Here is a 25,790-nt window from a genome sequence, read left to right as displayed (position 1 = left end):
CCAAAGATAAAAAATATCAACACAATAAAGCGCAGTGCAGGTTATAGGCTACATTAGTAAATAAACAAAGTAATTTGTTAATGTTTTACGGACATATTACGCTTTATAAATATAAAATTACGGCACTAGGGAGTGTGTATGAGCAATGAAACACGTATCTGCAATGACAAGATGCAGAAAAATGATAATTCTTGCGTAAATGTTCAAAAACATACCCGTATACCTAGCATGAACGCATTAGCGATGTTTGTAAGCCAAATTTTTGTTGTAGTACTTCTCGCAATTGCAGCAATATTGCCAATCGCAACAGCAAAAATAACACTTATATTATGCCTTATCATAATGCTTACATTTATAGCGTTGTGGCCACTGCACGGAAATGTAATTGACCGAGCTATTGCATTATGCGCAGGAATTGCTTCTACATGGTTTGCAACCGGAGTATTAAAGGGATGGCTACCAAAAAGCGTCATTATTGATAACGAAACTGTGTCAATGAGTAAGTTCATTGCTGCAATTCACCCTTACGAACGCTGGGCTGTATCTTTTGCTCTAATTCTTGTAGCAGCAACATTTGTAACATTCTTGAGGCAAATGCTGCGCGAGAATCGCACAAATTTAGTACGAAATCTTTCGCACACGCTTACTGCAAGTATTGCTTGTGCAGCACTTCCGGGTTGGCTATTTTTGCCGTCAATTATTAGCTTTATGCCATCGCTTCGCAATTTAGACGGTGGAATACTCGTTATAGTACTGTGCATATTTATGCTAATCGCGCTATCAGGACTTTCATATTTATGGGTTCGCAACAATTATGAAGAATACGAAACTGGAATAGTTTCACACGATATCGCTATTTCTATATTGCCAATAATGCTTTCAGGGATACTCGTGTATATTGCAGGCCTTGGAATGCTAGTAGCTGCTTAAAATTATTAAAAGCGTATGCAACGTTACGTTTTAATTTACTTCTGAAAGCAGCACGCACTTACATAAAAACGTCGAAAACACAGTATGTGTCTTCGACGTTTTATTTATTAACTTTTAATTTTTATTGTTTTACTCATTAAAAGCGAAACTTATTTTTCGCTTTCTTCCAAGCGCTTGCGAGCTGCAACGATCTCCTTCTCAGCCTGCTCAACGCCAGCCCAGAAGTCACCAGGAAGAACTTCCTTACCTGGTTCCAAAGCCTTGTACTGCTCGAAGAAGTGCTTGATTTCAGCCTTGTGATACTCGTTCACGTCATCGATATCCTTGATGTCGTCGAAACGAACGTCCGCTGGAACACACAAAACCTTGTCGTCTCCACCGGCTTCGTCAACCATGTGATACAAGCCAACAGCGCGGCACTCAACAACGCATCCTGGGAACACAGAATTTGGAATCATAACAAGAGCGTCGAGTGGATCGCCATCTTCGCCCAAAGTGCCATCAATATAACCGTAATCATCTGGATAACCCATAGCTGTGAAAAGGGTGCGATCCAAGAATACGCGACCAGTTTCGTGATCCACTTCATACTTGTTCTTAGAACCGCGTGGAATCTCTACCACAACGTTAAAAGTTTCTGCCATATTGGCTCCTTTGATAACTTTAATAACAATTCATATAACTGTTCTATCTCACTTTAGCGCGCACCGACGAACGACAGCAATAGAGCATATAAAACAAAATTTTGTTAACAAATTTCGTTAAATAATAAACGTTTTGTATCACTTACAGAAGTAGCATAAAATCACATATTTCTAACACATCCTAGGCATAGCAACAAGACACGCTTTAAGCTATAAAAGTGTCTCAATACACAGTTACTATTGCTACGTTTTACACACGATATGTTGCATACATACCAGTATGGTTACCGAAGCGTAGGCAAGATGACAAAAAAGAGATGCGTGAACACTTCCACTGCTTCACAAGCAGGTCAATCCTTCAAAACAAAGAAGGTTCCTGCAGAAAAAAATGCTAGTAAAACGACCTCAACTAATCTTTCAGCAAACGCAAATAATACCGTAGAAAAAACTATTAATAGCGCAAAAGCTGAAAATAAACAATCATCTACTTTACCTACAAATACTGTTTCGAAGCGAAATAAAGCAATAGACGGTTTAAGAGCTCTAGCAATTATTGGTATTGTATGCTTTCATATGCGTCCAAGCCTTCTTATGGGAGGATTCCTTGGAGTAACACTGTTTTTGGTATTGGCAGGATATTTTTGCACGAGATCAGTTCTGCGCTATTTAAACGCAGATGAAAACGCAAAAAATGCAAAAAATATCGAAGATAATAATAAAAATACTCAAGGAATCAGGCATTACTGGGAGTATTTACTAAAGCGCGTAAAAAGAATTTGGCCGCCAACACTTGGAATTATCGCTATAACAGCACCAATTATGTGGCTTTTTTCGCCAAGTCTACTACCAAAGTTACAAGCGGATGCTCTTTCAGGCTCCGGATTCTTTAGCAATATAATGTATGTTGCTCGTAAGCTTTCATATTTTGAACAGTCCGGACTACCTTCTCCTATCAAACATCTTTGGTATCTCGGACTTTTAATGCAGGCTTTTGTTATATGGCCTATTATCCTTGCTGCACTTATTAAATTCGTGCGTAGCAAGCTAATACGCATGTATATCACAGCAGGCTTAGCCATACTTTCTTCTATTCTTACTTTTACTTTTGCCTACTTATTTAACAATTACACAACTCCAGCTCGCGTCTACTATTCTCTAGATACGAGAGCATCAGAATTCTTAATGGGTGCAATGCTAGCAATGTACGGTGCTTGGTTTGCCAAACATTCATTCCACGCGTGGCTTATTCATGCATTACATTTGCTGATGGGCAAAAAGAACATATCGGTCAGCTTAGCTTCATCAGTTAAGTTAGATAGTAATGCAGATAGTAGTGTAGATAATTCAGCACTAACGAAAAAATCAGATAAAGCCTACGCAAATAACGAAAAAGTATTTGCTGAAGATGGAATACCTGCTGACTTGCGCGAAGGATTACAAATTGATTTATCAGATAATAGCGTAGCTCCAGATATACAAGAACTTCCAAATAACGCATTCAATAAGCCAAAAACTGTTTTTTATAATCCACTTCATGCATGGCAGAGATCTTGCATTGGACTATTGGCAACAATTGTGTTGTGCTACTGCTTCGTGTATGCAGAAGGCACATCTTCAGTATTTGTTTTTGGCGGATACACAATAACAGCAGCCGCTTGCACACTAATACTGTGGTCTTGCACGCAAACTGATAATATTTGCTCGAGAATATTTGCATGGGCTCCGCTCGCTTATATCGGCAGACGCTCTTTTGCAATTTATTTAGTTCACTTCCCTGTTCTTGAATTATTCAACCCAGCAAATAGAACAACTGCTGTATCTACAGGAGAGCAAGTCTTGCAAGCACTAGTAATAGTTGCACTTGCAGAATGCTTGTATCAATTATTTGAAAAGCCAATACAAGATCAACAATTATTTAAGCTTATTCGCTCTGTCTCACTAACTTTGTGCTGCATAATTATTGTGTCGTTAATTATCTTGCCAGTAAATTGGCAAGATATAGCTAAGCATAGGTCAATGCAGCTTCGCCCAGAATTGACAGCACAAGTAGAGCAATCTTCATCGTCAAATAAAAAACCTACTGCTTTTGACAAAACTAATTCTAAGCAAGAAACAAAAGAAAAAGCAGTTCCAAAAGGTGTGCAAAAGAATGTAGTAAAACAGTCTCTTCCACCTACACCATCGAAGTATCGCATTCTCTTCCCTATTGCGGAAAAAGTTCCACGAAATCTTGTTACTACTCATACGCGGATCGACAAACGACGCAATACTTGTTCCGTAAACTTAACTATGGTTGGAGATTCTATTACTGAAGGCGCTAAACCATATTTGATGCAAGTTATGCCTAACGCTTATATAGATGGAAAAGTGAGTAGACAAATTTTCCACGGAGCTGATGAATACGAGAAAGATATTTCGGTAAAACACGCTGGAGATGTGGTGATTTTCGCTCTTGGAACCAACGGTCCTCCTCATGACGATAGCGTGCTTCAACACATGGTTGATGTCGCAAAAGGTAGACCTGTTTATTTCGTTACCACACGAGTTCCGCAACCTTGGCAGGATGCAACGAACGATAGCTTACGCAAGTTCGCAGCAACTCATCATAATGTTGGCATTATAGACTGGCATGGTTTGAGTAATGGTCACTCGGAATATTTGACTGACGATGGAGTTCACTTAACTCCAATCGGCGGTCCACAATACGCGAAGATGATTCGTTTAGCTGTATGCGGCGGCTGAAAATTAGAGTTATAACGCGCTAAAACTTTTTAATACTGTTATTAAGCATAATAAATTGCGTTTTGCGTGGTGAAAATAGCTACGAAATATTACGATAGTATCTATGACTGAGTTGAGGACACTACGTGATTCGCAAGACGCTGGGGAAAGCGTATCTACTTGGACGAATCCTCTGCGCGATCCGCGTGATTTGCGTTTAGCTCGCATTGCGGGTCCGTGCAGCCTAGTAATTTTTGGCATTACTGGCGATTTAGCACGCAAAAAACTTATGCCAGCAGTATATGATTTAGCTAATCGCGGGCTTTTGCCTCCAGGATTTGGTTTAACTGGTTTTGCGAGACGCGATTGGACGGATGAACATTTCGTAAACTTTGTGCGCGAAAATATTGAGCAGCATTGCAGAACGCCATTTCGTGAGTCAACTTGGATTAATCTCGCTAAAGGCATACGTTTCGTACGCGGCACCTTTGACGATGCGTCCGCGTTTGAGCGTTTAAGCAAAACAGTGAACGAACTTGATCGAGACAGAGGTACTCGCGGAAATCACGCTTTTTACATGTCTATTCCGCCTTCCAGCTTCCCAGTTGTTGCCCAACAGCTTGCAGCATCAGGTCTTTCGCACTCTTCTGAGCATGCTTGGCGACGCGTAATTATTGAAAAACCTTTTGGCCACGATTTAGCAAGCGCACGAGAATTGGATCGCGTCGTTTCTGAAGTTTTTGATCCTAATTCTGTATTCCGAATTGACCATTATTTAGGCAAGGAAACTGTGCAAAACTTGCTGGCTTTCCGCTTTGCTAACGCAATGTACGAGCCGATCTGGAACGCAAATTACGTCGATCACGTGCAAATTACGATGGCTGAAGATATTGGCATTGGCGGAAGAGCCGGATACTACGACGGAATCGGTGCTGCTCGTGACGTGATTCAGAACCATTTGCTTCAACTTATGGCTCTTACTGCTATGGAAGAGCCTGTAAGCTTCCGCGCTAGCGATTTGACTGCTGAAAAAACAAAAGTATTATCTGCAATCCGACTACCTCAAGACTTGGCTGCCAACACTGCTCGAGGACAGTATGCAGCAGGATGGCAGGGCTCTTACAAAGCTGTTGGATACTTGGAAGAACAAGGCATTGATCCTCAAAGCACTACTGAAACGTACGCTGCAGTGCGACTTGACGTTGATACTCGCCGTTGGGCTGGAGTTCCGTTCTACTTGCGAACCGGAAAACGTTTAGGCAAGCGCGTTACGGAAATTGCTGTTATTTTTAAGCGCGCTCCGCATTTGCCGTTTGAGTCTACTGCTGTGCGCGAACTTGGCAGTAACGCTATTGTGATTCGAGTTCAGCCGGATGAGGGCGTTACTATGCGTTTCGGCGCAAAAGTTCCTGGCGGCACAGCTATGGAAGTTCGAGACGTTTCTATGGACTTTAGTTACGGACGCTCTTTTACTGAAAGTTCCCCTGAAGCTTACGAGCGATTAATTCTTGACGTACTTCTTGGCGAACCACCGCTATTCCCAACTACGCAAGAAGTAGATTTAAGTTGGAAAATTCTTGACCCTATTGAGGAATTCTGGAGTTCGCTTGGCACACAACCGCAACCGTATCGCGCTGGAACGTGGGGTCCAGCAGAAGCTGATGCTATGCTTGCTCGAGATAATCGCCATTGGAGATTGCCATGATTATCAACCTTCCTGATACCAATACAAGCAAAATTGCAGCAAAAATCGACGAATTGCACGAAGAGCGCGGCGAATCCGCTACTGGTCGAGTGCTCACTTTGCTTATTGATACAACTCTTAAAGAATTAGAGCATGCACTTGATGCAGCAAACGCAGCTAGTCGCGAGCATCCTTGCCGAGTTATTGCAATGGTTCGAGATTGGTCTAGCGAACACGCTGCTGAGCGCGGTGAAGTTGTGCCAAATCTTGATGCTCAAGTGCGTTTTGGCGCAGATGCTGGAGCTGGTGAAATTATTATTTTGTATCCGCACAACGGTTTAGTTCGTCATCCGGATACGCTTGTTATTCCACTACTCGTGCCAGATGCGCCGATTGTTGCATGGTGGCCAACAAACGCTCCTGAAGATCCTGCTCACGATTTGCTTGGAGCTATGGCAAGTAGCAGAATTACTGACGCACAGCGAGCAGACGATACTCTTAAAACTGTGCAAAACTTGCGCAAAAACTGGTCTCCGCAAGATGCAGATTTGTCTTGGACGCGTTTAACTCCTTGGCGCGCGTTACTTGCTTCTATGCTCGATCAACCTCCACATTTGCCTATTCTTAGCGCGAAGATTGTGGGTCCTACTCATTACGTATCTTTGCACTTACTGGCAGCTTGGCTTAAGAGTAGCTTGCATGTTCCTGTAGAAATAGTTGAAAATCCTGAAGCTCAAGCTATTACTTCCGTAACTTTAGAACGCGAGGATGGCACATTGTCACTCACTCGCCCTGCTGGCGGAGATCAAGCTTTGATTAGTCTGCCTGGACAGGCTGCACAACCTATTGCGCTTCCTATTCGCACTCTGGATGATTGCTTAAGCGAAGAATTGCGACGCATTGATCCTGACGAAATTTACGCGCAGTTGGTGCGAGATAATCCTGCAGAAAATGCGTGAATCATTACGTGAAACAATTCGTGAAACATTTTCAATGGCATAAAAGGAACAACTATGACAAATAATGAAGTTACTTTTGCGCATAACGCAAGTATTTACGGATACGATAATCGCGATGTGCTTGCAGCTGTTGCAGCCCAACGCTTGGTGACTCTTATTATGGAATCACAGAATGATGTGCAAAATCTCAATAAACCATTCCATTTACTTCTTACTGGTGGTACAGATTCAATACGCATGTTCCAAATGCTTGCTAGCAATCCACTTTTACCAGCAATTAATTGGAATTTAGTGCATATTTGGTGGGCAGATGAGCGTTTCGTAGCTTATGATAGCGAGGATCGCAATGCACGCAAGGCTCGCGAAATGTTTCTTAACTTACTTACTTCTAACAAAGCTTTGGCAGAATCTCATATTCACGAAATGCCTGCAGATGAGCGTAATGCGGAGGAAATTGCAGCAGCCAGCGACGCTGAAAATGACGCTATTTTAGATGCTGCAGCGCGCAACTATGAGGAAGAAATTGTGAGCATACTTGGCAAAGAGCCAGTGTTTGATTTAGCAATTCTCGGTATGGGGCCGGATGCGCATATGGCTTCACTTTTCCCAGGATTACCGCAGGTTAATAATCGCGATCGCATTGTTGTTGGAGTAAATCACTCCCCTAAGTTGCCGCCTATGCGCTTAACTCTTACTGTTCCTGTATTAGCTCACAGTCACTGCACTTGGTTTTTGACTGCCGGAGCAGAAAAGGGCGCTGCTTTAATGAATTCACTTTCGGGAGCTAATAATCCTGAATATCCTGCGTCTTTTGCAAACGGAACAGACGAAATCTCTTGGCTAACCACCGCAGAAACTTTGCAAGCTGCTATTGAATAACTGCATAGTTTTCTAGCAATATGCATAATATTCAGCAAGTCAAAGATTAAATGCGCTACACAAATTGGCGCAAATGCGAAAATAGCGTGTTCAAAACATGGCGCATTTGGGAAAATCGACCCCTAAAAACATGGCGCATTTGGGAAAATCTGCTTGACAAAATATGTCGCATTTGGGAAAATCTTTATAAAACCGTTGAAATTACAAGGAAAACCGCACTCGGCAACACTTGAACAAATCAAGCACAAATTTGTAATAAAAGAAAGAGCACAAAAATCGCATGTTTGATAGAAAAATATACAAAGAAATGCTGAAATGGAAGCATGAATATGCGCCAAATTATGCGCTTTTTCTTAAAGGAGCAAGACGAGTTGGCAAAACAACATTAGCTGAAAAACTTGGCAAAGAAGAGTATAAGTCTTATATTCTTCTTCGTTTCGATCAAACCGAAGAAGACATTAAGCAACTTTTTATAAACAGTCTAAGAGATTTAGATACTCTATTTAACACAATACAGTTAGCTTATAATACCAGACTTTATAAGCGAGAATCTCTTATAATACTTGACGAAATACAACTATTTCCGCAAGCTCGGCAAGCAATAAAAACTCTGCTTGAAGACGCTCGCTATGATTACATTGAAACAGGCTCACTTGCTTCTATTACAAAGAAAAGCAAGGATATTCTCATACCCTCAGAAGAGTACACGCTAGAAGTACTTCCACTTGACTATGAAGAGTATTTATTAGCGAACAATAACAACATGATTTTCCCTACTATTAAAGATCACTTTGAATCACTTAAACCTATGGGCAGTATGCACCAGAGCATAATGAAGTCTTTTAGAGAGTACATGTTGGTTGGAGGAATGCCACAAGCTGTTCAAGCATATGTTGATACAAAAGATTTTGCGAAGGTTGACTTTGCTAAACAACAAATAATCAATCTTTATAAGCAAGATATGCAAGACCAGGAAGAAGAAAACCCTAGTTACGTAACTAATTTTTTCGATAGAATTCCAGCAGAGCTTTCCAAACATGACAAACGTTACATGCTATCTCACGTAGATTCCAACGCGCGCATTAAAGAGTATAGGGATCCAATACGCTGGCTTGAAGAAGCGATGATAGTAAACATTGCAAACAGCGTTGAAGATCCGAGTGTAGCTTTGAATCTATCTACTATCAATCCTTCTTTCAAATGCTACATGATGGATACAGGACTCTTAACTTCGTTAGCATACAAAGATAAGCCTTACCTAGAAAACGAACTTTATAAGGCAATTCTGCTAGACAAATTACACATTAATGAAGGAATGATAATAGAAAATATTGTCTCACAGTGCCTAAAAGCAAATGGACACAACGCGTATTTTTACAAAAAAACAAATACCAATACCAAAAAGACAGTAATGGAAATAGATTTTCTCTTAAGAAAAAATAACAAGATTATTCCGATAGAAGTAAAATCTGGCAGCAGTAAAAATGTAAAGTCAATTACAAACTTTATGGAAGCTTTTAGTAAAACCAGCAGCGAAGGAATCGTGCTTCACCACGGAGAAATTAAGCGCGAAGGCAAACTGCTTTACCTACCGTACTACATGGCTTCTGTATTGTAAAAAGAAAGCGTCGCATGCAGAATAACAACGCATGTGACGCTTTTTACATAATTGACATTTTAAATTTTATATATACACTTTTACATGCACTAATCTTGCTTTACTTCTGGGCGATTAGGATCTGCCCACAAAGTGTGGAATACGCCTGGCTCGTCAATACGACCGTAAGTATGAGCACCGAAGAAATCACGCTGAGCCTGAATAAGCGAAGCCGGCAAACGCTTAGAACGCAAACCATCGTAGTATGCAAGCAAGCTAGAGAATGCTGGCACAGGCACACCATGCTCCACCGCACGCGCAATAACACGACGCCAAGCAGCCTGAGACTTCTCAATAGCAGCCTTAAAGTACGGTGCAAAAAGCAAAGAAACGCTTGCTTCACCGGACTCAAAAGCCTCGGAAACGCGGTTCAAGAACTGAGCGCGAATAATGCAGCCGCCTCGCCAAATGCGAGCAACTGCAGCCTGATCAATCTTCCAATCATGCTCAATTGCAGCAGCCGCAATCTCATCGAAGCCCTGAGCATAAGAAACAATCTTAGAAGCGTACAAAGCTTGGCGAATATCCTCAATAAACGCCTTACGCTCAGCATCGTTCAAATCAAAATACACATCCGGACCAGTCAAACCTTGACTTTCGGCAGCTTCTCGCAAAGCAACCTGACTGGAAAGTCCGCGAGCAAACACGGCTTCAGCGATACCCGTAACTGGTATGCCAAGCGAAAGCGCAGATTGTACAGTCCAAGTACCAGTGCCCTTCATGCCAGCATGATCCACCATCATCTCAACCAAAGGCTTACCAGTCTTAGCATCCTTCTGGCGAAGCACATCCGCAGTAATCTCAATCAAATAAGAATCAAGCTCGCCCTTATTCCACTCGCTAAACACATCCGCGATTTCGTCGGACTTCATGCCCAAACCGCGAAGCATTAAATCGTAGCTTTCGGCAATAAGCTGCATATCCGAGTACTCGATGCCATTGTGAACCATCTTCACAAAATGACCAGCACCATCGGTACCAATATGCGTTACGCAAGGCTCACCTTCAGCAACAGCAGCAATAGACTTCAAAATAGGACCAAGAGTCTTCCAAGATTCCTCAGTGCCACCAGGCATCATCGAAGGACCACGCAAAGCACCTTCTTCGCCACCAGAAACACCGCAACCAACGTAATGAAGACCACGCGCGCGAATGTCACGCTCTCTGCGAATCGTATCTTCAAAATAAGAGTTTCCGCCGTCGACGATAATATCTCCAGGCTCCATAGCATTTGCAAGTTCTTCAATAACAGCATCCGTAGGAGCACCAGCTTTTACCATAATGATTGCGGTGCGCGGACGCTTGAGAGAAGCCACAAATTCTTCAACAGTTTTTGAAGGCACAAAAGCACCTTCACTGCCATGCTCATTCATTAAAGTTTCAGTGCGCGAATAATGACGATTGTAAACAGCTACTGTATTTCCATGATGCGCAAGATTACGCGCTAAATTCGAACCCATGGCAGCCAAACCAACAACACCAATATTTGCCTGAGCTTGAGTCATAATGACACCTCTTATCTTGTACTTGTTTTGTTATTTGCACGCATGCTTTGCGCACCCAAGCAATCTGCATTATCTACAAAATACACAATTTTTTATTTTGCGTTACGCCCCTTCAAGAAACGCACTTAATAATTTTATAGGCGGATATGCACAAGGCTTAACAATGTGCAAGTTAAGTAGTTTTAAATATAAATTTTGTGAAATAAATTACATTTTTAATCGTTAAAACTAAGCTCATATTTACTTCATAAAACACGACACGCTTACAAACACGCTATTTTTAGCTATTTTAATAATAACTATATATAGTGTTTACACAGTCGACACACCACTATAAATAGTGCTTATTCAGAGTAAGCTAACTACTTGGCTTTTGTCGATACAACACGGAATTGCAAAATTCCCCATCACCAGAGGAGATTGAAATGACTATCACAGTGTTTACTAAACCTCATTGCCCACAGTGTGATGCAACTAAGCGACAGTTCACAAAACTTGGCGTGAACTTCGAAACTGTAGACTTGTCAAAAAGCCCCGAATCACTCGAACAGTTAAAAAATGCAGGATACCGTCAAGCTCCAGTAGTCATTGCTCCCGACGCATCCTGGAGTGGGTACCGTCCAGATTTAATTGCGCAAATTGCGGATAAACTTGGAACTTCCGCAGAGGCAGCAAAAGAAGCATAAGAAATGTGTGAGCAAGAAAATATAACACAACAAAGCGAACCAGAATCTAGCGCACAAGGTGAATCAATCGGAGCTGTAGTCTACTTTTCCTCAGTTTCCGAAAATACGTTAAGATTTGTGCAAAATTGCGATTTTCCAAGCAATAACGTGAACGTATATCGCATACCGCTTCGTCCTAAAGAACCGGAATTAAACGTGCGCGAACCGTATGTTTTGATTGTTCCAACTTACGGCGGTGGAAATATTGCGAAAGCAATACCGATGCAAGTTCGCAAATTCTTAAATAATCGCGAAAATCGTTCGTTTATTCGCGGAGTAATTTCTTCCGGAAATACGAATTTTGGAGAAGCATATTGCGCTGCAGGTGATCAAATTGCAGGAAAGTGTGGAATCCCAAATATGTACTCGTTTGAACTTACGGGAACTGCAGAAGATATAGAAAAAGTAGCGCAGGGCATACCGAGATTTTTAAAACAACTCAAAGAAACAGAAGAAACAAAATAAACAAAACAAACGAAATAAGTAAAAGAAACAAAACAAAAAGCGTTTAAAAAAGCAAAAATAACGCATGAAGAAAGGAACAAACCCCATGAATAGCACGGATCCGATGAGCGAATCTACTTCGCTTAATCTTGATCACACTGATTCTGCAAGCGCAACTGCCAGTACAACAGCAGAGCGCATCCGCAACAGCCGCGACTACCACGTTCTTAACGCTATGCTCGGTCTTTTTGACCCAGAAAAAGGCATTCAGTTTGATAAAGATCAAGAAGCAGAAAAGCTTTACGTTTCGGGTTACGTGCAAGAACATAGCATGAAGTTTGCTTCAACTCGCGAGCGCTTGAACTATTTGATTGACAACTATTACTACAACGGTAACGTATTCAACAAATACAGCGATGAATTTCTCGATAAATTCTACGAGCATGCGGAAGCCGCACACCACACTTTTGGCACATTCTTGGGTGCTTTTAAGTTCTACACTTCTTACGCTTTGAAGACTTTCGACGGCAAGCAGTATTTGGAAAACTTCGCTCAGCGCGCAGCTGCTGTTGCATTGGAACTTGCAGATGGTGACGAAAAAGCAGCGACCAACTACTTAGACGAAATGCTTGCAGGCCGCTTCCAGCCAGCCACCCCAACGTTCTTGAATCTTGGTAAAGCTCAGCGCGGCGAAGCTGTGAGCTGCTTCCTCGTGCGTTTGGAAGATAACATGGAGTCTATTGCGCGCGGAATTAATTCTGCTTTGCAGCTTTCTAAGCGCGGCGGCGGCGTGGCTCTGCTTCTTACGAATTTGCGCGAACTTGGCGCTCCTATTAAGCGAATCGAGAATCAGTCGAGTGGCGTTGTGCCTGTTATGAAGCTTTTGGAAGATTCATTCTCTTACGCTAATCAGCTTGGCGCTCGACAGGGTGCAGGTGCAGTGTATATTAGCGCGCATCACCCAGATATTATGCGTTTCCTCGATACTAAGCGCGAGAACGCAGACGAGAAGATTCGCATTAAGTCGCTTTCTTTGGGTGTTGTGATTCCAGATATTACTTTCGAGCTTGCTAAGCGTAAGGAAAAGATGGCTTTGTTTAGTCCTTACGATGTTGAGCGCGAATATGGCAAGCCTTTTGCAGATATTTCTGTTACCGAGCATTACGATGAGATGGTTGCAAATCCTCGTATTCACAAGAAGTACATCGACGCTCGCGAATTCTTTATGACGATTGCAGAAATTCAGTTCGAGTCTGGCTATCCTTACATTTTGTTTGAGGATACTGTGAATCGCACGAATCCTATTGAGGGTCGCATTACTATGAGCAACTTGTGCTCAGAGATTTTGCAAACTCAGGAAGCAAGCACTTATAACGCCGACTTGTCTTATAGCCACGTCGGTCGCGATATTTCTTGCAATCTTGGCTCTCTTAATATTGCTAAGACAATGGATGGCGACTTGGGCACAAGCGTTGATTTGGCTGTGCGTGCGCTCACTTCTGTTTCGGAGCATACTTCTATTGATTCTGTGCCTTCGATTCGTCGCGGTAACGCGGAAGGTCACGCTATTGGCTTGGGTCAAATGAATTTGCACGGTTTCCTTGCGCGTGAACACATGCAGTACGGAAGCGAGGAAGCTCTTGACTTTACAGACATGTACTTTATGACGGTTGCTTACCACGCTTATAAGGCTTCTCACGCTTTGGCTGTAGAGCGCGGCCACGCTTTTGCAAACTTTAAGACGAGCGCTTACGCTAAGCCTGCAGGAAAAGGCAACTACTTCGATAAGTACACAGATGGCAGCCGCTCGCTTGAGCCTAAAACTCAAAAAGTTCGCGATTTGTTTGCCCGTTTTAACGTTGCGATTCCAACCGTCAGCGATTGGGAGCAGTTGCGCGACGAGATTTTGAGCGATGGCATTTACAACGAGTATTTGCAAGCTGTTCCTCCAACTGGCTCAATCTCGTACATCAACCATTCCACAAGTTCAATCCACCCGATTGCTTCTCGCATTGAGATTCGCAAAGAAGGCAAGGTTGGACGCGTCTACTACCCTGCTGCATACATGACGAACGACAATATGCAGTACTTTAAGGACGCCTATGAGATTGGCTGGAAGGCAATTATTGACACTTATGCCGAAGCAACTCAGCATGTGGATCAAGGATTGTCGCTTACTTTGTTCTTCCCAGACACTACGACTACTCGCGATTTGAACAAGGCTCAGATTTACGCATGGCGTAAGGGCATTAAGACTCTTTACTACATTCGTATTCGCCAGAAGGCTTTGGAAGGTACGGAAATCGAAGGTTGCGTAAGCTGCACGCTGTAAGTCGTAACGCTGTGAATTTTTCGCACGCCAAATCAAAAACTTAAAAATTTTATAAAACGTAAACACAGAATTAGGAGTAATAATGACAGAACTCAGCCCAACCGAGCTTAGAAGTAGCCTCGATAAGCCTTTCGGCACAAATCGCGTAATCGCAGATGACGCTATGATGGCAGCTTCTATCACACCATCTCAGTACCGCTACCATCACGGATCGCGCGTACGCCCAGTTAATTGGAATAATATTGTTGACGACAAGGATTTGGACGTTTGGAATCGCCTTATTGCTAACTTCTGGCTTCCAGAAAAGGTTCCGCTGAGCAACGATATTCCTTCTTGGCGTTCCCTCACCGATCTTGAGCGCAAGACCACTACTCGCGTTTTTACAGGCTTGACTTTGCTTGATACCAGCCAGGCAACTATTGGCGAGCTTTGCCAGATTGAGCACGCTCGCACGGAGCACGAGCAGGCTATTTACACGAATATTGCTTTTATGCAGTCGATTCACGCTCGCTCCTACTCCTCTATTTTCTCTACTCTTTGCTCTAGCGAAGAGATTGACGAAGCTTACCGTTGGGCTGTTGGCAACGACGTTTTGCAGCAGCGCGTCACCACTGTGCTTTGCGAGTACGAGAGCGAAGATCCACTTAAGCGCAAGATTGCTGCAACTATGCTTTCTTCGTTGCTTCTTTACGCGGGATTCTATCTTCCGCTTTACTTTGCCTCTCGCGGCAAGATGATGAACACTGCCGATATGATTCGCTTGATTTTGCGCGATAAGGCAATTCACGGCTATTATTCGGGCTACAAGTTCCAGCGCGGTTTGGAGCTTAGAAGCGAGAACGATAAGAAGAATCTTGAAAAGTTCACTATGAACTTGCTCGACACTTTGTATGATCTGGAAGTTGAGTATTCTGGTCAGATTTATGAAGGATTTGACTTCCACGATGACGTTTTTGACTTCGTGCGTTACAACGCTAACAAAGCTTTAATGAACCTTGGCTACCCTGCTAAGTACAGCGAAGAAGAAACTCACGTAAGCCCAGAAATTCTCGCTGCTCTTTCTCCTGCAGCCGACGAAAATCACGACTTCTTCTCCGGCTCTGGTTCCAGCTACATTATGGGCAAATCAGTTGAAACCGACGACGATGATTGGGACTTCTAATCAAATAGTTGATTTACTAACTGATTTGCTGAATAACTGAATAACTAACTGATTGGTTAACTAATTAATTTAATTAGTTAACCAATTTTAATTTAGTTAGGTTAATTATTGCAGCTAAATAGAGTCTATATAAAAAGCTAAAAAGTCAGAAAGCAACACAGGTCACTCAGCCTTTATGGTACACTATGTGAAAAGGAACTGGTCTTGTTGATTCGTTTATGCAAAAATCGGCAGCGATTATCACTTCCTACTCACGTTCAAACCAAGATTTTTGAACTGAACTGAGCAGGCACTAAAGTTGGAGTTCAAGTTTATAAAGATGACTAACATCCGTTAGACGCATCTACAAGAAGAAAGAAATCCATTTATGGGGAAAATGACTTATAAAAAATTACTTTGTGTTGTAGTGCTCTTCAGCTCGCTAGTGGGGCTAGCAGCCTGCGGTAACTCCGAAGCAAACAAACCAGTACCAACAAAAATAAGCCGTCATTCTACCAAAAAACATTCAAAACCAATCAAAAAAGCCTCAAAAAAGAAAATCGCCGAAGCTTTTGTAAAGGGACAAGAAGGGACTTTGGAAGCCCTAGGTGAAACTAAACGCGTTATTTGGGACGCTTATCCTGATCAGTTGGCTTACGTTAAAGATGCTTTCTATCACTGGACTCTTCAAGACGACTGGTTCCAGGTTAACACTGGCCATTATATGGTTGTAGACCGTTTGAACAGTTCAGGCATCTTATTAAAGAAACTCCAAAAAGGCATGCCAGTTAAATTAAACGGCAAAGATTACAAAGTGGCGGATTATAAAGACTTTGAGGGTGGCGGAAGCTCGGATAAGTTGCTAAAAGTATTCAAAGAGTACGTTGAGCAATTCCCTAAATCTGCTTACTTTATTCAAACTTGTCTCGATGCCAGAACTTATGGCGGACAACGTTTAGTAGTTCTTGACGTAGCAAAATAGTAAACGATTTAGCAATATAACTTAGATTAGTTTCCAAATTTTGTTGTCTTGAAAATATTGCCTGTTCATCAATATCGTTGATGAACAGGCAATATTTTTTAACTGATTACGCGACTGTATCGCATAACTTTAATTGCACAGTCGCTATGCTATACGAGTTATCGTGGCAAAAATTGCAAAATTAGCAAAACTGCCACGATAACTTGGTATGTCACGCATTTGCTGGTTCTATTGCAATGCGTCCACCTAACGCTCGAACAACTTTCGCAATAGTTTGAAAGCTAGGATTGCCATCTCGTCTTAGGCTTTTGTAAAGGCTTTCCCTTCCAACCTCAGCTTTTTGAGCAATCTCTTTCATGCCTCGAGCTTTTGCAATATCGCCTATAGCAGCTTGCAACAAGCGAGGATCGTTAAGTTCTGCTGCAGCATTGAGATACGCAATAACATCATCATCGTCCTCAAGATACTCACTCGCATCCCATTTACTTATATTTACCATTTTTTCTCCTCAATTAATTGTGCGAGAAGTATCTTCGCTTGCTTAATATCTTTACTTTGACTACTTTTATCTCCACCAGCAAGTAATAGCATTAGTTTTAAGCCTTTTTGTGCAAAATACACACGATACCCTGGTCCAAAAGTGAAACGCAGTTCACTAATACCATTGCAAACTGGATGTAAATCACCTACTGGCTTACCTGCAATTTCACATAATCTCAGCCTCGCGTTAATTCGAGCTTTAGATTGAGTACCGCGAAAGTTTTTTCATCCAATTGCGATACTCATCTGTTTTAAGTATCTCCATAAAAGTATTTTATCCTGTAGGATACAGTTTTGCAATATAAGTAAACAATCATATCAGTTATCGTGACAGTTTTTGCTAATTTTGCAATTTCTGCCACTATAACGTATGTGTTTGGGTTGATTTTTGCAGCATAAAATTTCTACTGAGCCAAAAATAACAATTACAAGTATTGCCAATTTTACTGTGTCGCTAAAAATAGTTACAGCTGATTACATGACAGTATTTTTTTATTACACTGAGACCCATTGCACAATTTATTTGTGCAGCAAAATAGCGTTTTAAGTAAAGGAGTTATGCGGTGAAGTGCTTAGCAAAGACAGTAGCTGCAGTAGTTACAACAGTGACAATGTGTCGCAACCAGTGGTAGGTAAATCATTATGAAAAAGCAAATCTTGGCTTATTTTAAGCGACTTATCAAACGAGAAGCTACTTATATGCCGTTAACATTTATTGGCTTGCTTGGAATTTTTGCAATATTTAGTGGCAATACAATTGCTTACATTTCATCTCCAAATAGGTGGATTGAAACATTTGTTTTTACACTTATTGTTGCTTTTGCACGTGCCTTTATACCTGATAATCGTTATTGAACAATTTATTTCATGAAGATTAGCGAAATGCACACAGCACTTCGCTAATCTTCTATTTCATATTTTCTAAGTTATATTACGGTAGATTTTAATCCTATTTGGTTGTTTTTATTTATCAGTAACTTTTCGGTTACTGTCTAAGATGCTAATATGCAATATTCATAGATTACATTAAGAAGAAGGAATGTCATGAGTCAAGATTTTGGAGTAAAAAATTGGAATCCATCTGCTGCAGCAAATATTAGTAACGATGACGATAATCTTTCTGAAGAAGATTTTGATAAATTGGCTGCAGAGCTTGAGCAATTCTTTACCAAGTATGTAGTGTTAGAAAATAATAAGTTTGTAGTTCATGACGATGCGATTATTGCCGATGGTTATGAAGAATATTTAGAAGGCTTTCACATCTTAGCAGAAAAATTCACTGCTGGTCTTGAAGAGGACAGGTAGCGTAAATTAACCACGATAAAGCGAGAGTCTGATTGATACTAGTTTAGCGGAATAACAACATTGACCAACCATGCATCATCATCTTTTTGCGCGTTTAAAGATCCACCTAAACGTTCCACGGATTTTTTGTGGAATAGTAGTCCTTTGCCAAAAACAAGTCTTCCACCAAACTTATTCGACAACGAATTCATACACATTATTTTGCATTCTCGCTCATCAACAGTAACGTTCATAGAAAAGTCAACGCTAGTACTGCAATGCTTACGAATATTAGTAAGCAACTCACTGCACATGCGAATAGCACATTGAGCTTTTTCAGTACTAACAGTTGCAGATGCAGCAAAATCACCACTCCCCGAACTTTTATCAACCACTGTTAGAGAACCATAGTACCCAAGCTGCTCACAAATTTGCCGTTCAGCCTGTAAACGCGCACGAATATTGCATAAGAAATCAGCCAAATTCATGCAATCATTGCTATTAGAACTATAAACAAACTGCGTACTAGCAATATTTGAATCTAAAGAATCATCATACTTTTGTTCAGTTTGCTCAAGCAGGCTGATAACAAGTCTCGCTTTGGAAAGTGCATTACGCGAATGTTCAATAATCTGCTCTAACGATTCTTTTGTATGTTCATTGTTCTCAGCATATAAAGCATCCGTTGCAAGCAGTGTAATATCCGTAATCTCATTGTTCACATCGTCATGCAATTGCAACGCAACCGACGCAATATAAGACTGGAACTTACTCCGTACAATATCCATTTTTGCGCGATTATTTTCTTCCAACATGTTCAAATATTTGCGCAAAACGTAACCACAAATCATGGAAATAAGAATAAAACAAGGAAAAGTAAACGGAATGTACGCCATTTTTGCAAAGTACATAATATTCAGCGAAACTATGTACGCACAAAGCAAATACTTCCACGAATCATAAAAGCCTGCAACAAACATGCTAGCAATCAGCGCAAAAAGCACGCAAGTTGCATTTACACCTGGTACTGCTAACGTTACGCAATACAAAATCGGAGTTACGAGTGATACTTGACGCGGAAAAGCAATCAAAAGAAATATTGCAAACATCCAAACGTATTGACACGCAGATTGCTGCGGGTTATGCCACAGCCCAGCTGTATTGCACGATTGCACATCCATTGACACTACAAGAATCGCCAATATTATGAATAAAGTTCGCTGAATTTTCCAGCTTTTAACCAACTCAATAACGCGCGAAAATGTTTTCATTAACATGCGTTATCCGTTTCTTGAGAAGGATTCGGATGATTCTGAAGCGAATTATTAAAATATTGCAGATTGCTAGTTTGCTCACGATTTTGCATTGCAGCAAACGCGGATATTGCTTGCACTCGGTTAGAAACATGCAATTTTTTGTAAATCCTATGAATATGCGTGTTAATAGTGTTTGACATAAGACCAAGTTGAGCCGCAACCTGATTTGTTGTGCAACCTTTAGAGAGCAGATCCATGATTTTTAGTTCTTGAGGCGGCAAAACGCTACGCGACCTTGATTTAGAAAGCCTAATAAAAGATTCTTGCGGAGTAGCAAAATCGTAAGCAACATCTTTAACACATCGGCAGCCATACACCTTCTGATTATCGCAATATTGCAAAGCTTCTGCTAACCCTTTGAAATTGTCTTTAGCAACCATTGCCTGCCCACCAACTTGCGCAACCATCGAAGCGTAGGATCTACAATCGTACGAAGTCATGCCAATTAAAACAATATTGCTGTTTTGTTCACGAATTGCGCGTATTACCTCTACTCCAGACATGTCTTTCATTGACATATCTATCAGAATATAATCCGGAGTAGTTTTTGTTACTTGGCAATATTTCAAAGCTTGCACGCCTGATTTTACGCACCATTTGCACACGTACTCGCTTGGCAAAAGCTTGCTGAGCACGTTTCGCATAACCGCTAAAACTAGCGGGTCGTTATCTACTATTGCATACGTTTTTTGCATAATGGCTTTCTTGCAATCTTATGCTACTTTCCTTATATTCTACTTTATAAGCATGCGCAAAGTAGGGCAAATCGTGTAGTAAAAAATGATTACAAGTACTGCGCGTAAATCATATGTGCTTATAATAAGTAACAATATGTGACTTTTAGTTGCGTTTGAAAATGCAGTTTCAATAATGATTGCAGCAGGATTATATGACAAAACGATTAGTAGTATTGCACTCCGCAGAAGTAGCTGCGATGGCACTTGCCTCAACAGCTGCTTTTATGCGTAGCTTTGGCTTTTTCGTTTTGTGGCTTGTTTTAGGACTTCTTTCTGTTGCATTGTATTCTTATGCATATTTTTTCTTGCGCAAAAGCGTTATTAAAGCAAAAAATGCGTATATAGAAAATAATATATCTAATCTTAACGGCGCAGGCGCTAACAGCATAAGTAGTGATGTTGAGAATATAGGAAACAACAAAAATTACATAACAACTCTTGAGCAAAAACGCAAAAAAGTCGAATCACAAAATAAGCAAATACTTAGCAATTATCTAAATAATTTAACAAATATTATTTCATGCTTTATTTGTGGGCTTATTCACGTTCCTTGGATTTATTACTACGGAATTGCAAATGGCGTCTTAACATTGGTGATTTTGTGGCGAGTAATAAAGCGTCCACAAGGTCACCCTATTGATGAAAGCGATTTGTAAAGATTTAAGACTTATTGGCAATCTACCATTACGTTGAGTATTAAGTTTTGAGTACATCATATTGCTGCAAAGAATTGCAATATTTATACTAGAAATACAAAATACATACGAACGAGAAGCAATGTACATGAATTAGCTACAATGCTCACAAACAAAACAGCAAATTGGAAAGAAGGCAACTCATGAGCAAGAACTCTATAAAAGTTATTAAAAAAACGCTTATTTGGATTCTTAAGTGGGCATTATTTACAGCAGTTGAGTTCCTTCTTTTGTATGTTGCAATTATTTCTTGGAATCATGATTTTGCACAGTTCATGGACGAATACAGTGATGCTATTATTCCATTTATGGCAGCAACCGGAGCCATGGCAGCAACAATGATTCGCGACGAAGGCACTATTCTTGAAGTCAAAGATTAAGGTGGTTGTAGATTATTTTGCGGATGCGATTGAAGCCTCTTGGCGAGCAACGTCAAGTGCTTTGTTGAAGGCATCGCTAGTCCAACTTGCTCCAGCAACAACTGAAATATGCAAATCTTTCAACGGCTTTCCAACGATTTTTCCTGGAATAGCCTTTGAGAATGCATCCATATGGCCTCTTGAAATCGGCGTAAACGGATGAGGCGTCATTTGCACATCGCTAACATTCCCATTTGCAACGCTTAAGCGCACATCGAAACTGTCTTCTGCAACCGGACCATACGTAGCTTTGACTTTATAGTCGCCATCTTTGTAATTGCCAGTGTCTGTTTTAGGCTGATTCTGCTGGTTCTGAGAATCCTCACTTTGCGCAGAAGATTTAGATTGCTGAGCACCAGCATCGTACTTTCCAGAAGGATTACCGCCATCATCCGCGCTTTGACCAGAATTACCAGCGAACTCATCGTTCATTGGTACAGCACTCGGCTCACCGCAAGCAGACAACATAGCAGACGATGCAGCTACAATTGCAAGCGTAGCAACAGTTTTTGCAACTTTTTTGGATTTCAAATCGTCGCGTGAAACATCGTGAAACATATTATCTGAAACCATAAAATCATCGCCTTCAAATCTTGTATATTTTAAAACCCACGCAACTAATCATCTAAATTCGCTAATTTAGGCGACTTAGTAGGCTCATGGTCTTGCAAAGCTTCCACAACACTTTCATCAAGGTGAGCACTCGTAAACGCAGGCTTGCCACCAATCGCCTCATACGCTTTGCGAGCATCCTCGTTATTCCAACGCTCACCAACAAGCACACCGTGGTTGAGCATAATTTCTCGATCTGCACATTGAGCAACCAAAGAATCGTGAGTTACAACAATAATCGTCGTACCTTGATTGTGCAGCTGCTTAAACAAGTCGAGCACAATCTGCTCATTTTTTTCATCCAAATTACCAGTCGGCTCATCCGCAAGAAGCAACTTAGGGCAGTTGATAAGTGCACGAGCAACGCAAACACGCTGCTGCTCGCCGCCAGAAAGCTGGCTTGGCAGATGGTGAGCGCGATCCTTCAAGCCCACGCGATCCAAAGCGTCCATTGCTTGAGCTTCGTCAACAACAGAATGATAGTATTGCGCAACCATCACATTTTCAACAGCTGTTAAATGCGGAACAAGATAAAACTTTTGAAAAACTAAACCGATTACGTTTTTACGAACGTCAGCGAGTTGACCGGCATTCAAATCCTCAAGTTTGCGACCTTGCAAAGACACGGAACCTTTGGATGGTGAATCCATGCAGCCAATAATGTTCATTAACGTTGTTTTGCCAGAACCACTGGAGCCAACAATAGAAAGCCACTCGCCTTCTGGCACAGTAAGCGACAAATCGTCAACAGCTCGAAGAGATCCGTAAATCTTGGAAATATGATCCAACGTCAACAGCATTTTTGGCTTAGACTCCGCGCTATCTAACTTATGTTCTATATTCTCTGTCATATTAAATCCTTAACTAATCACTCTAAAATCACTCTAAAAGCTATTCTTCTCGAAGCACAATCGCAGGGTCGATCTTTGAAGCACGCAAAACAGGCGGCAAAGCAGCAACGCAAGACGCAGCAACGCTAAATACAATAGAGAACACGACTAGCCACCAATTCACGCCCAAATCTCTCGAGAACACCATTGCAGCAAGCAAACGGGCAAACACATACCCTACCGCAGTACCAGCAATACTGCCAACGAAGCCATATACTCCAGCTTCAGCAGTAAACTCCACGCCAATACTCCGTGCGCTCGCACCCAAAGCTTTGCGCAAACCAATTTCATTTCGACGCTGCTGCACAATCGAAGAAATCGTAGTGCTCACGCCAACCATCATCAATACTAGAACAACTAGCGATACAATGCAGAACAGGCTGCGAAGCATAGTGATAATACCAGTGTCAGCAGCAGTAACTTTAGTAACTTGCTGAGCGCGCACGCGCATAGAAGTCATGTCGTTAATACTTCTCACAACCGCATCAACGCTAGGTGAAGAAGACGAGTAAGCAATTACATCTGCTCCACGCTTAACTCCCGTAAGAGAATTTACATCTGCGTTTAGCGCATATAGCATAGAATCCTCTGCACCGCCTGTATCCAAAATGCCACAAACGCGGAAAGTTGTGCCGTGAGTATCCATAATATCCGTTGAGACTCTGCCTTCAACGAGCTTTTGTTGAGATGAATTTTGCGCAGACTGATCTGAAGAATTTGCAGAAGAATTTTGCGCTTGATTCTCTGCTGGCTTATCTGCAGACTGATTTGTAGACTTATTTGCAGATTCACTTGTAGACTTATTTGCAGACTTATTTGCAGACTTCTCTGCTGGCTTATGCGAGCCGGCAGTATTATCCGAAGATCTATATGCAATCGCAATTCGAGAACCTATTTTTAAGCCCATCGCAAGAGCTACATCTCGCCCAACCATAACATTTCCACTGCTAGGCCAAGAGCCGTCTACATTCCAATGCTTATTAAGCGACTTTACTGAACGAACGTCTATTCCTGCTAAAACATACGGAGCTGCGTTAATACGCACGTTTTCGTAACGATATGTAGCAGATCGCATAGCACCTTTTGCAAGAACCATATCGTTTGTGTGCAAAACCATCGCGCGATCAATACCGTTTTTCCACTCACCCTCAATTGGAGTTACGATAATATTCGCTCCATAAGCACGCATTTCATCGCTCATTTGCTGAGGCACAACCAGGCAGATTGCAGCTAAACAAAACAGCGTAGCAGCACCAACAAGCGTTGCAATAACAGCCATCAAAGCACGCGATTTTCTACGAAATACCGCGCTAAATAGCATGGTAATAAACATAGAATTGTTGGAAGTCATATAAGATTTACCTGCCATGAAGCACCTCCGCAGGACGCACACTCAAAATCGAACGAATCGACGAGCCTGCAGCCGCAAGCACAGTCAACGCAAGCAGCACGAACACTAGAACAAATACCATTGGTCGGAACAAAATCGAAGAGCCAAACACTGTGAAACCAATAATCTGCGCCACCGCAAATCCCAAAGCCATGCCGAGTAACGTTCCACCAAACGCAATAACCGCAGTTTCCATAAGCATAAGACGAGCAACAGCACCATCACGTGCACCCAAAGCCTTAAGCAATGCAAGCTCGCCAGAACGCTCAGAAATTGAAGCAGCCATAAGATTCGCCACAGCAACAGCAGCAGCAATTAAACTCAACGCAGTCATCAAAACCATAACAGCACGCGTCTTATTTAATACGTTACCCTGCAACGCCGCAACTTGACGAACCTGCTTTGCAACAGCTCCAGGAATTACCTCCTCAATTTGGTAAGTAATCGAACTCGGGTAAGCCGTGCAATACCAAGTTTCCCACTCTTCCTGGCTTAGCACTGCCGGATTTTTAGCAGCCTTTCGCGCTAAATCATTTTCAGGAGTAGTAAGCGCCTTTACTTCAATCGAATCAACCTTATTCGGCTTATTTGCAAGGCTTTGAGCATCGCTAGAACCTGCGTAGATTGCGTTATTGTCGTCGTCGCCAGAATCGTATACGCCAACCAAGCGCAACGAAACCTCGCGTTCGTCACGAATCAAACGCAAACGCTGGCCAAGTTTTAAGTGCAAACGCTCAGCTAGCTGCGCACCTACCATTGCTTCAGATTTATTATCTTTTGCCCAACGACCTGCATTAATCTTCCACCAAGAGCGCAAACCTCTAACACCAACAACTGTTGTTTCCCCGGAAGCGAGCGCAAGCTTACGATTAAACCAAGTTCCAATAATAGGCACTACCAAATCGCCAGAAGATTTCGCTTCAAGATTTGCATGAACAATTATTTTCGGCGCAAAATTAGTGATATTAAACGCCCAGAAAATCATTTTTATTTTTGCAGCATCAGATTCTTTTAGCGAAGCAGTAGACTCGTGGCTTTCCGCAGCCTTTAAACTCTCAGAACCATTAGTATCAATCTGCTCTCGAGAAGCATACAAATCATTTACAACAGCGCTAGATTTTGGCTGAACCACAATATTTGAACCATATGAACTCAGCTCTGCGTTAATTTTGTCTCCAACGTCATACACAACGCTAAGCATTGACACGCTAACGCACGCGCTTAAGCACACTACGAGCGCAATTAACACACGCTTTTTCAATTGCCGCACAAGAGATCGAGCAACCATGCGCATCATAAACATA

Annotated in this window: 25 protein-coding genes; 15 read left to right on the top strand and 10 right to left on the bottom strand. The window is 41.7% G+C overall.

The window, feature by feature from the left end:
- The first annotated feature begins 138 nt into the window (after window positions 1–138).
- Window positions 139–930, top strand: a complete 792-nt coding sequence (locus K9E37_RS04085) for a hypothetical protein (RefSeq protein WP_004109821.1) — start codon at window positions 139–141, stop codon at window positions 928–930.
- A gap of 149 nt (window positions 931–1,079) precedes the next feature.
- Here K9E37_RS04085 and K9E37_RS04080 read toward each other — a convergent pair whose 3' ends face one another.
- The gene (locus K9E37_RS04080; protein ID WP_004105658.1) at window positions 1,080–1,574 is read right to left on the bottom strand and encodes an inorganic diphosphatase; all 495 of its coding nucleotides are present in this window, start codon (window positions 1,572–1,574) and stop codon (window positions 1,080–1,082) included.
- A 321-nt stretch (window positions 1,575–1,895) separates the two neighbouring features.
- Between K9E37_RS04080 and K9E37_RS04075 the strand changes: the two genes are divergently transcribed.
- The 5 genes from K9E37_RS04075 to K9E37_RS04055 all read left to right on the top strand — a co-directional run bounded on the left by K9E37_RS04075 (window position 1,896) and on the right by K9E37_RS04055 (window position 9,435).
- Complete coding sequence (locus tag K9E37_RS04075) at window positions 1,896–4,316, top strand: acyltransferase family protein (protein WP_081378953.1); 2,421 nt, start codon at window positions 1,896–1,898, stop codon at window positions 4,314–4,316.
- Between the two features lie 103 nt (window positions 4,317–4,419).
- Window positions 4,420–6,000, top strand: coding sequence for a glucose-6-phosphate dehydrogenase (zwf, locus tag K9E37_RS04070; protein WP_012913784.1), 1,581 nt, complete (start codon window positions 4,420–4,422; stop codon window positions 5,998–6,000).
- Complete coding sequence (locus K9E37_RS04065; RefSeq protein ID WP_004109831.1) at window positions 5,997–6,938, top strand: glucose-6-phosphate dehydrogenase assembly protein OpcA; 942 nt, start codon at window positions 5,997–5,999, stop codon at window positions 6,936–6,938. Before zwf ends, K9E37_RS04065 begins: the two co-directional genes overlap by 4 nt.
- 54 nt (window positions 6,939–6,992) lie before the next feature.
- Window positions 6,993–7,817, top strand: a complete 825-nt coding sequence (pgl, locus tag K9E37_RS04060; RefSeq protein WP_248893087.1) for a 6-phosphogluconolactonase — start codon at window positions 6,993–6,995, stop codon at window positions 7,815–7,817.
- A 280-nt stretch (window positions 7,818–8,097) separates the two neighbouring features.
- Window positions 8,098–9,435 carry an ATP-binding protein gene (locus K9E37_RS04055; protein WP_248893085.1) on the top strand — a complete coding sequence of 446 codons (1,338 nt, stop codon included), beginning with the start codon at window positions 8,098–8,100 and terminating at the stop codon, window positions 9,433–9,435.
- An 89-nt stretch (window positions 9,436–9,524) separates the two neighbouring features.
- Here the strand turns inward: K9E37_RS04055 and gndA are convergent, their stop codons facing one another.
- Complete coding sequence (gene gndA, locus K9E37_RS04050; protein ID WP_248893083.1) at window positions 9,525–10,979, bottom strand: NADP-dependent phosphogluconate dehydrogenase; 1,455 nt, start codon at window positions 10,977–10,979, stop codon at window positions 9,525–9,527.
- 425 nt (window positions 10,980–11,404) lie between these two features.
- On the opposite strand from gndA, the gene nrdH reads away from it, so the two are divergent.
- From nrdH to K9E37_RS04025, 5 genes are all read left to right on the top strand, one after another.
- Complete coding sequence (nrdH, locus tag K9E37_RS04045; protein WP_012913782.1) at window positions 11,405–11,665, top strand: glutaredoxin-like protein NrdH; 261 nt, start codon at window positions 11,405–11,407, stop codon at window positions 11,663–11,665.
- Between the two features lie 3 nt (window positions 11,666–11,668).
- The gene (nrdI, locus tag K9E37_RS04040) at window positions 11,669–12,169 is read left to right on the top strand and encodes a class Ib ribonucleoside-diphosphate reductase assembly flavoprotein NrdI (RefSeq protein ID WP_004109846.1); all 501 of its coding nucleotides are present in this window, start codon (window positions 11,669–11,671) and stop codon (window positions 12,167–12,169) included.
- Window positions 12,170–12,254: 85 nt separating this feature from the next.
- Window positions 12,255–14,480: a class 1b ribonucleoside-diphosphate reductase subunit alpha gene (gene nrdE, locus K9E37_RS04035; RefSeq protein WP_103013777.1), complete on the top strand. Its 2,226-nt coding sequence runs from the start codon at window positions 12,255–12,257 to the stop codon at window positions 14,478–14,480.
- An 82-nt stretch (window positions 14,481–14,562) separates the two neighbouring features.
- Window positions 14,563–15,642, top strand: a complete 1,080-nt coding sequence (gene nrdF, locus K9E37_RS04030) for a class 1b ribonucleoside-diphosphate reductase subunit beta (protein ID WP_012913780.1) — start codon at window positions 14,563–14,565, stop codon at window positions 15,640–15,642.
- A gap of 367 nt (window positions 15,643–16,009) precedes the next feature.
- Window positions 16,010–16,603, top strand: a complete 594-nt coding sequence (locus tag K9E37_RS04025; RefSeq protein WP_041160459.1) for a hypothetical protein — start codon at window positions 16,010–16,012, stop codon at window positions 16,601–16,603.
- Window positions 16,604–16,814: 211 nt separating this feature from the next.
- Here the strand turns inward: K9E37_RS04025 and K9E37_RS04020 are convergent, their stop codons facing one another.
- Both K9E37_RS04020 and K9E37_RS04015 read right to left on the bottom strand, forming a co-directional pair.
- Complete coding sequence (locus K9E37_RS04020; RefSeq protein ID WP_012913778.1) at window positions 16,815–17,102, bottom strand: addiction module antidote protein; 288 nt, start codon at window positions 17,100–17,102, stop codon at window positions 16,815–16,817.
- Window positions 17,096–17,308, bottom strand: coding sequence for a type II toxin-antitoxin system RelE/ParE family toxin (locus K9E37_RS04015; RefSeq protein ID WP_240613512.1), 213 nt, complete (start codon window positions 17,306–17,308; stop codon window positions 17,096–17,098). Before K9E37_RS04015 ends, K9E37_RS04020 begins: the two co-directional genes overlap by 7 nt.
- Window positions 17,309–17,785: 477 nt before the next feature.
- On the opposite strand from K9E37_RS04015, the gene K9E37_RS04010 reads away from it, so the two are divergent.
- Complete coding sequence (locus tag K9E37_RS04010; RefSeq protein WP_004109881.1) at window positions 17,786–17,998, top strand: hypothetical protein; 213 nt, start codon at window positions 17,786–17,788, stop codon at window positions 17,996–17,998.
- A gap of 189 nt (window positions 17,999–18,187) precedes the next feature.
- A complete protein-coding gene (locus tag K9E37_RS04005; protein WP_012913776.1) occupies window positions 18,188–18,448 on the top strand; it encodes a hypothetical protein in 261 nt (86 codons plus the stop codon).
- Window positions 18,449–18,486: 38 nt separating this feature from the next.
- Here the strand turns inward: K9E37_RS04005 and K9E37_RS04000 are convergent, their stop codons facing one another.
- Together K9E37_RS04000 and K9E37_RS03995 are read right to left on the bottom strand one after the other, a co-directional pair.
- Entirely contained in the window at window positions 18,487–19,704 is a 1,218-nt protein-coding gene (locus K9E37_RS04000; protein ID WP_248893081.1) for a histidine kinase dimerization/phosphoacceptor domain-containing protein, read from the bottom strand.
- A complete protein-coding gene (locus tag K9E37_RS03995) occupies window positions 19,698–20,438 on the bottom strand; it encodes a response regulator transcription factor (protein WP_248893079.1) in 741 nt (246 codons plus the stop codon). Before K9E37_RS03995 ends, K9E37_RS04000 begins: the two co-directional genes overlap by 7 nt.
- Before the next feature lie 194 nt (window positions 20,439–20,632).
- Here K9E37_RS03995 and K9E37_RS03990 point away from each other — a divergent pair, with 194 nt between their 5' ends.
- Both K9E37_RS03990 and K9E37_RS03985 read left to right on the top strand, forming a co-directional pair.
- The gene (locus tag K9E37_RS03990; protein WP_248893077.1) at window positions 20,633–21,136 is read left to right on the top strand and encodes a hypothetical protein; all 504 of its coding nucleotides are present in this window, start codon (window positions 20,633–20,635) and stop codon (window positions 21,134–21,136) included.
- Window positions 21,137–21,318: 182 nt separating this feature from the next.
- Entirely contained in the window at window positions 21,319–21,555 is a 237-nt protein-coding gene (locus K9E37_RS03985) for a hypothetical protein (RefSeq protein ID WP_162861111.1), read from the top strand.
- Window positions 21,556–21,567: 12 nt separating this feature from the next.
- Here K9E37_RS03985 and K9E37_RS03980 read toward each other — a convergent pair whose 3' ends face one another.
- The 4 genes from K9E37_RS03980 to K9E37_RS03965 are packed head-to-tail and all read right to left on the bottom strand — an operon-like array spanning window position 21,568 to window position 25,789.
- Window positions 21,568–22,167 (bottom strand): FMN-binding protein, encoded by a 600-nt coding sequence (locus K9E37_RS03980; RefSeq protein ID WP_103013773.1) that lies wholly within the window; start codon window positions 22,165–22,167, stop codon window positions 21,568–21,570.
- Between the two features lie 44 nt (window positions 22,168–22,211).
- Window positions 22,212–23,057, bottom strand: a complete 846-nt coding sequence (locus K9E37_RS03975; protein ID WP_248893075.1) for an ABC transporter ATP-binding protein — start codon at window positions 23,055–23,057, stop codon at window positions 22,212–22,214.
- Window positions 23,058–23,097: 40 nt separating this feature from the next.
- Window positions 23,098–24,465, bottom strand: coding sequence for an ABC transporter permease (locus K9E37_RS03970; protein WP_012913771.1), 1,368 nt, complete (start codon window positions 24,463–24,465; stop codon window positions 23,098–23,100).
- Window positions 24,455–25,789 (bottom strand): ABC transporter permease, encoded by a 1,335-nt coding sequence (locus K9E37_RS03965; RefSeq protein ID WP_102155493.1) that lies wholly within the window; start codon window positions 25,787–25,789, stop codon window positions 24,455–24,457. Before K9E37_RS03965 ends, K9E37_RS03970 begins: the two co-directional genes overlap by 11 nt.
- Between the last annotated feature and the right edge of the window lies 1 nt (window position 25,790).

It is taken from the genome of Gardnerella swidsinskii (assembly GCF_023277705.1).
In the GTDB taxonomy this organism is placed as follows: domain Bacteria; phylum Actinomycetota; class Actinomycetes; order Actinomycetales; family Bifidobacteriaceae; genus Bifidobacterium; species Bifidobacterium swidsinskii.
This window is presented reverse-complemented; position numbering and strand designations above follow the sequence as displayed.

Excerpts from the sequence above, each read along its gene's own strand:
- K9E37_RS04085 (WP_004109821.1), top strand. The coding sequence starts at position 139 with ATGAGCAATGAAACACGTATCTGCAATGACAAGATGCAGAAAAATGAT.
- K9E37_RS04080 (WP_004105658.1), bottom strand. The coding sequence starts at position 1,574 with ATGGCAGAAACTTTTAACGTTGTGGTAGAGATTCCACGCGGTTCTAAG.
- zwf (WP_012913784.1), top strand. The coding sequence starts at position 4,420 with ATGACTGAGTTGAGGACACTACGTGATTCGCAAGACGCTGGGGAAAGC.
- K9E37_RS04065 (WP_004109831.1), top strand. The coding sequence starts at position 5,997 with ATGATTATCAACCTTCCTGATACCAATACAAGCAAAATTGCAGCAAAA.
- pgl (WP_248893087.1), top strand. The coding sequence starts at position 6,993 with ATGACAAATAATGAAGTTACTTTTGCGCATAACGCAAGTATTTACGGA.
- K9E37_RS04055 (WP_248893085.1), top strand. The coding sequence starts at position 8,098 with ATGTTTGATAGAAAAATATACAAAGAAATGCTGAAATGGAAGCATGAA.
- gndA (WP_248893083.1), bottom strand. The coding sequence starts at position 10,979 with ATGACTCAAGCTCAGGCAAATATTGGTGTTGTTGGTTTGGCTGCCATG.
- nrdH (WP_012913782.1), top strand. The coding sequence starts at position 11,405 with ATGACTATCACAGTGTTTACTAAACCTCATTGCCCACAGTGTGATGCA.
- nrdI (WP_004109846.1), top strand. The coding sequence starts at position 11,669 with ATGTGTGAGCAAGAAAATATAACACAACAAAGCGAACCAGAATCTAGC.
- nrdE (WP_103013777.1), top strand. The coding sequence starts at position 12,255 with ATGAATAGCACGGATCCGATGAGCGAATCTACTTCGCTTAATCTTGAT.
- nrdF (WP_012913780.1), top strand. The coding sequence starts at position 14,563 with ATGACAGAACTCAGCCCAACCGAGCTTAGAAGTAGCCTCGATAAGCCT.
- K9E37_RS04025 (WP_041160459.1), top strand. The coding sequence starts at position 16,010 with ATGGGGAAAATGACTTATAAAAAATTACTTTGTGTTGTAGTGCTCTTC.
- K9E37_RS04020 (WP_012913778.1), bottom strand. The coding sequence starts at position 17,102 with ATGGTAAATATAAGTAAATGGGATGCGAGTGAGTATCTTGAGGACGAT.
- K9E37_RS04010 (WP_004109881.1), top strand. The coding sequence starts at position 17,786 with ATGAAAAAGCAAATCTTGGCTTATTTTAAGCGACTTATCAAACGAGAA.
- K9E37_RS04005 (WP_012913776.1), top strand. The coding sequence starts at position 18,188 with ATGAGTCAAGATTTTGGAGTAAAAAATTGGAATCCATCTGCTGCAGCA.
- K9E37_RS04000 (WP_248893081.1), bottom strand. The coding sequence starts at position 19,704 with ATGTTAATGAAAACATTTTCGCGCGTTATTGAGTTGGTTAAAAGCTGG.
- K9E37_RS03995 (WP_248893079.1), bottom strand. The coding sequence starts at position 20,438 with ATGCAAAAAACGTATGCAATAGTAGATAACGACCCGCTAGTTTTAGCG.
- K9E37_RS03990 (WP_248893077.1), top strand. The coding sequence starts at position 20,633 with ATGACAAAACGATTAGTAGTATTGCACTCCGCAGAAGTAGCTGCGATG.
- K9E37_RS03985 (WP_162861111.1), top strand. The coding sequence starts at position 21,319 with ATGAGCAAGAACTCTATAAAAGTTATTAAAAAAACGCTTATTTGGATT.
- K9E37_RS03980 (WP_103013773.1), bottom strand. The coding sequence starts at position 22,167 with ATGGTTTCAGATAATATGTTTCACGATGTTTCACGCGACGATTTGAAA.
- K9E37_RS03975 (WP_248893075.1), bottom strand. The coding sequence starts at position 23,057 with ATGACAGAGAATATAGAACATAAGTTAGATAGCGCGGAGTCTAAGCCA.
- K9E37_RS03970 (WP_012913771.1), bottom strand. The coding sequence starts at position 24,465 with ATGGCAGGTAAATCTTATATGACTTCCAACAATTCTATGTTTATTACC.
- K9E37_RS03965 (WP_102155493.1), bottom strand. The coding sequence starts at position 25,789 with ATGTTTATGATGCGCATGGTTGCTCGATCTCTTGTGCGGCAATTGAAA.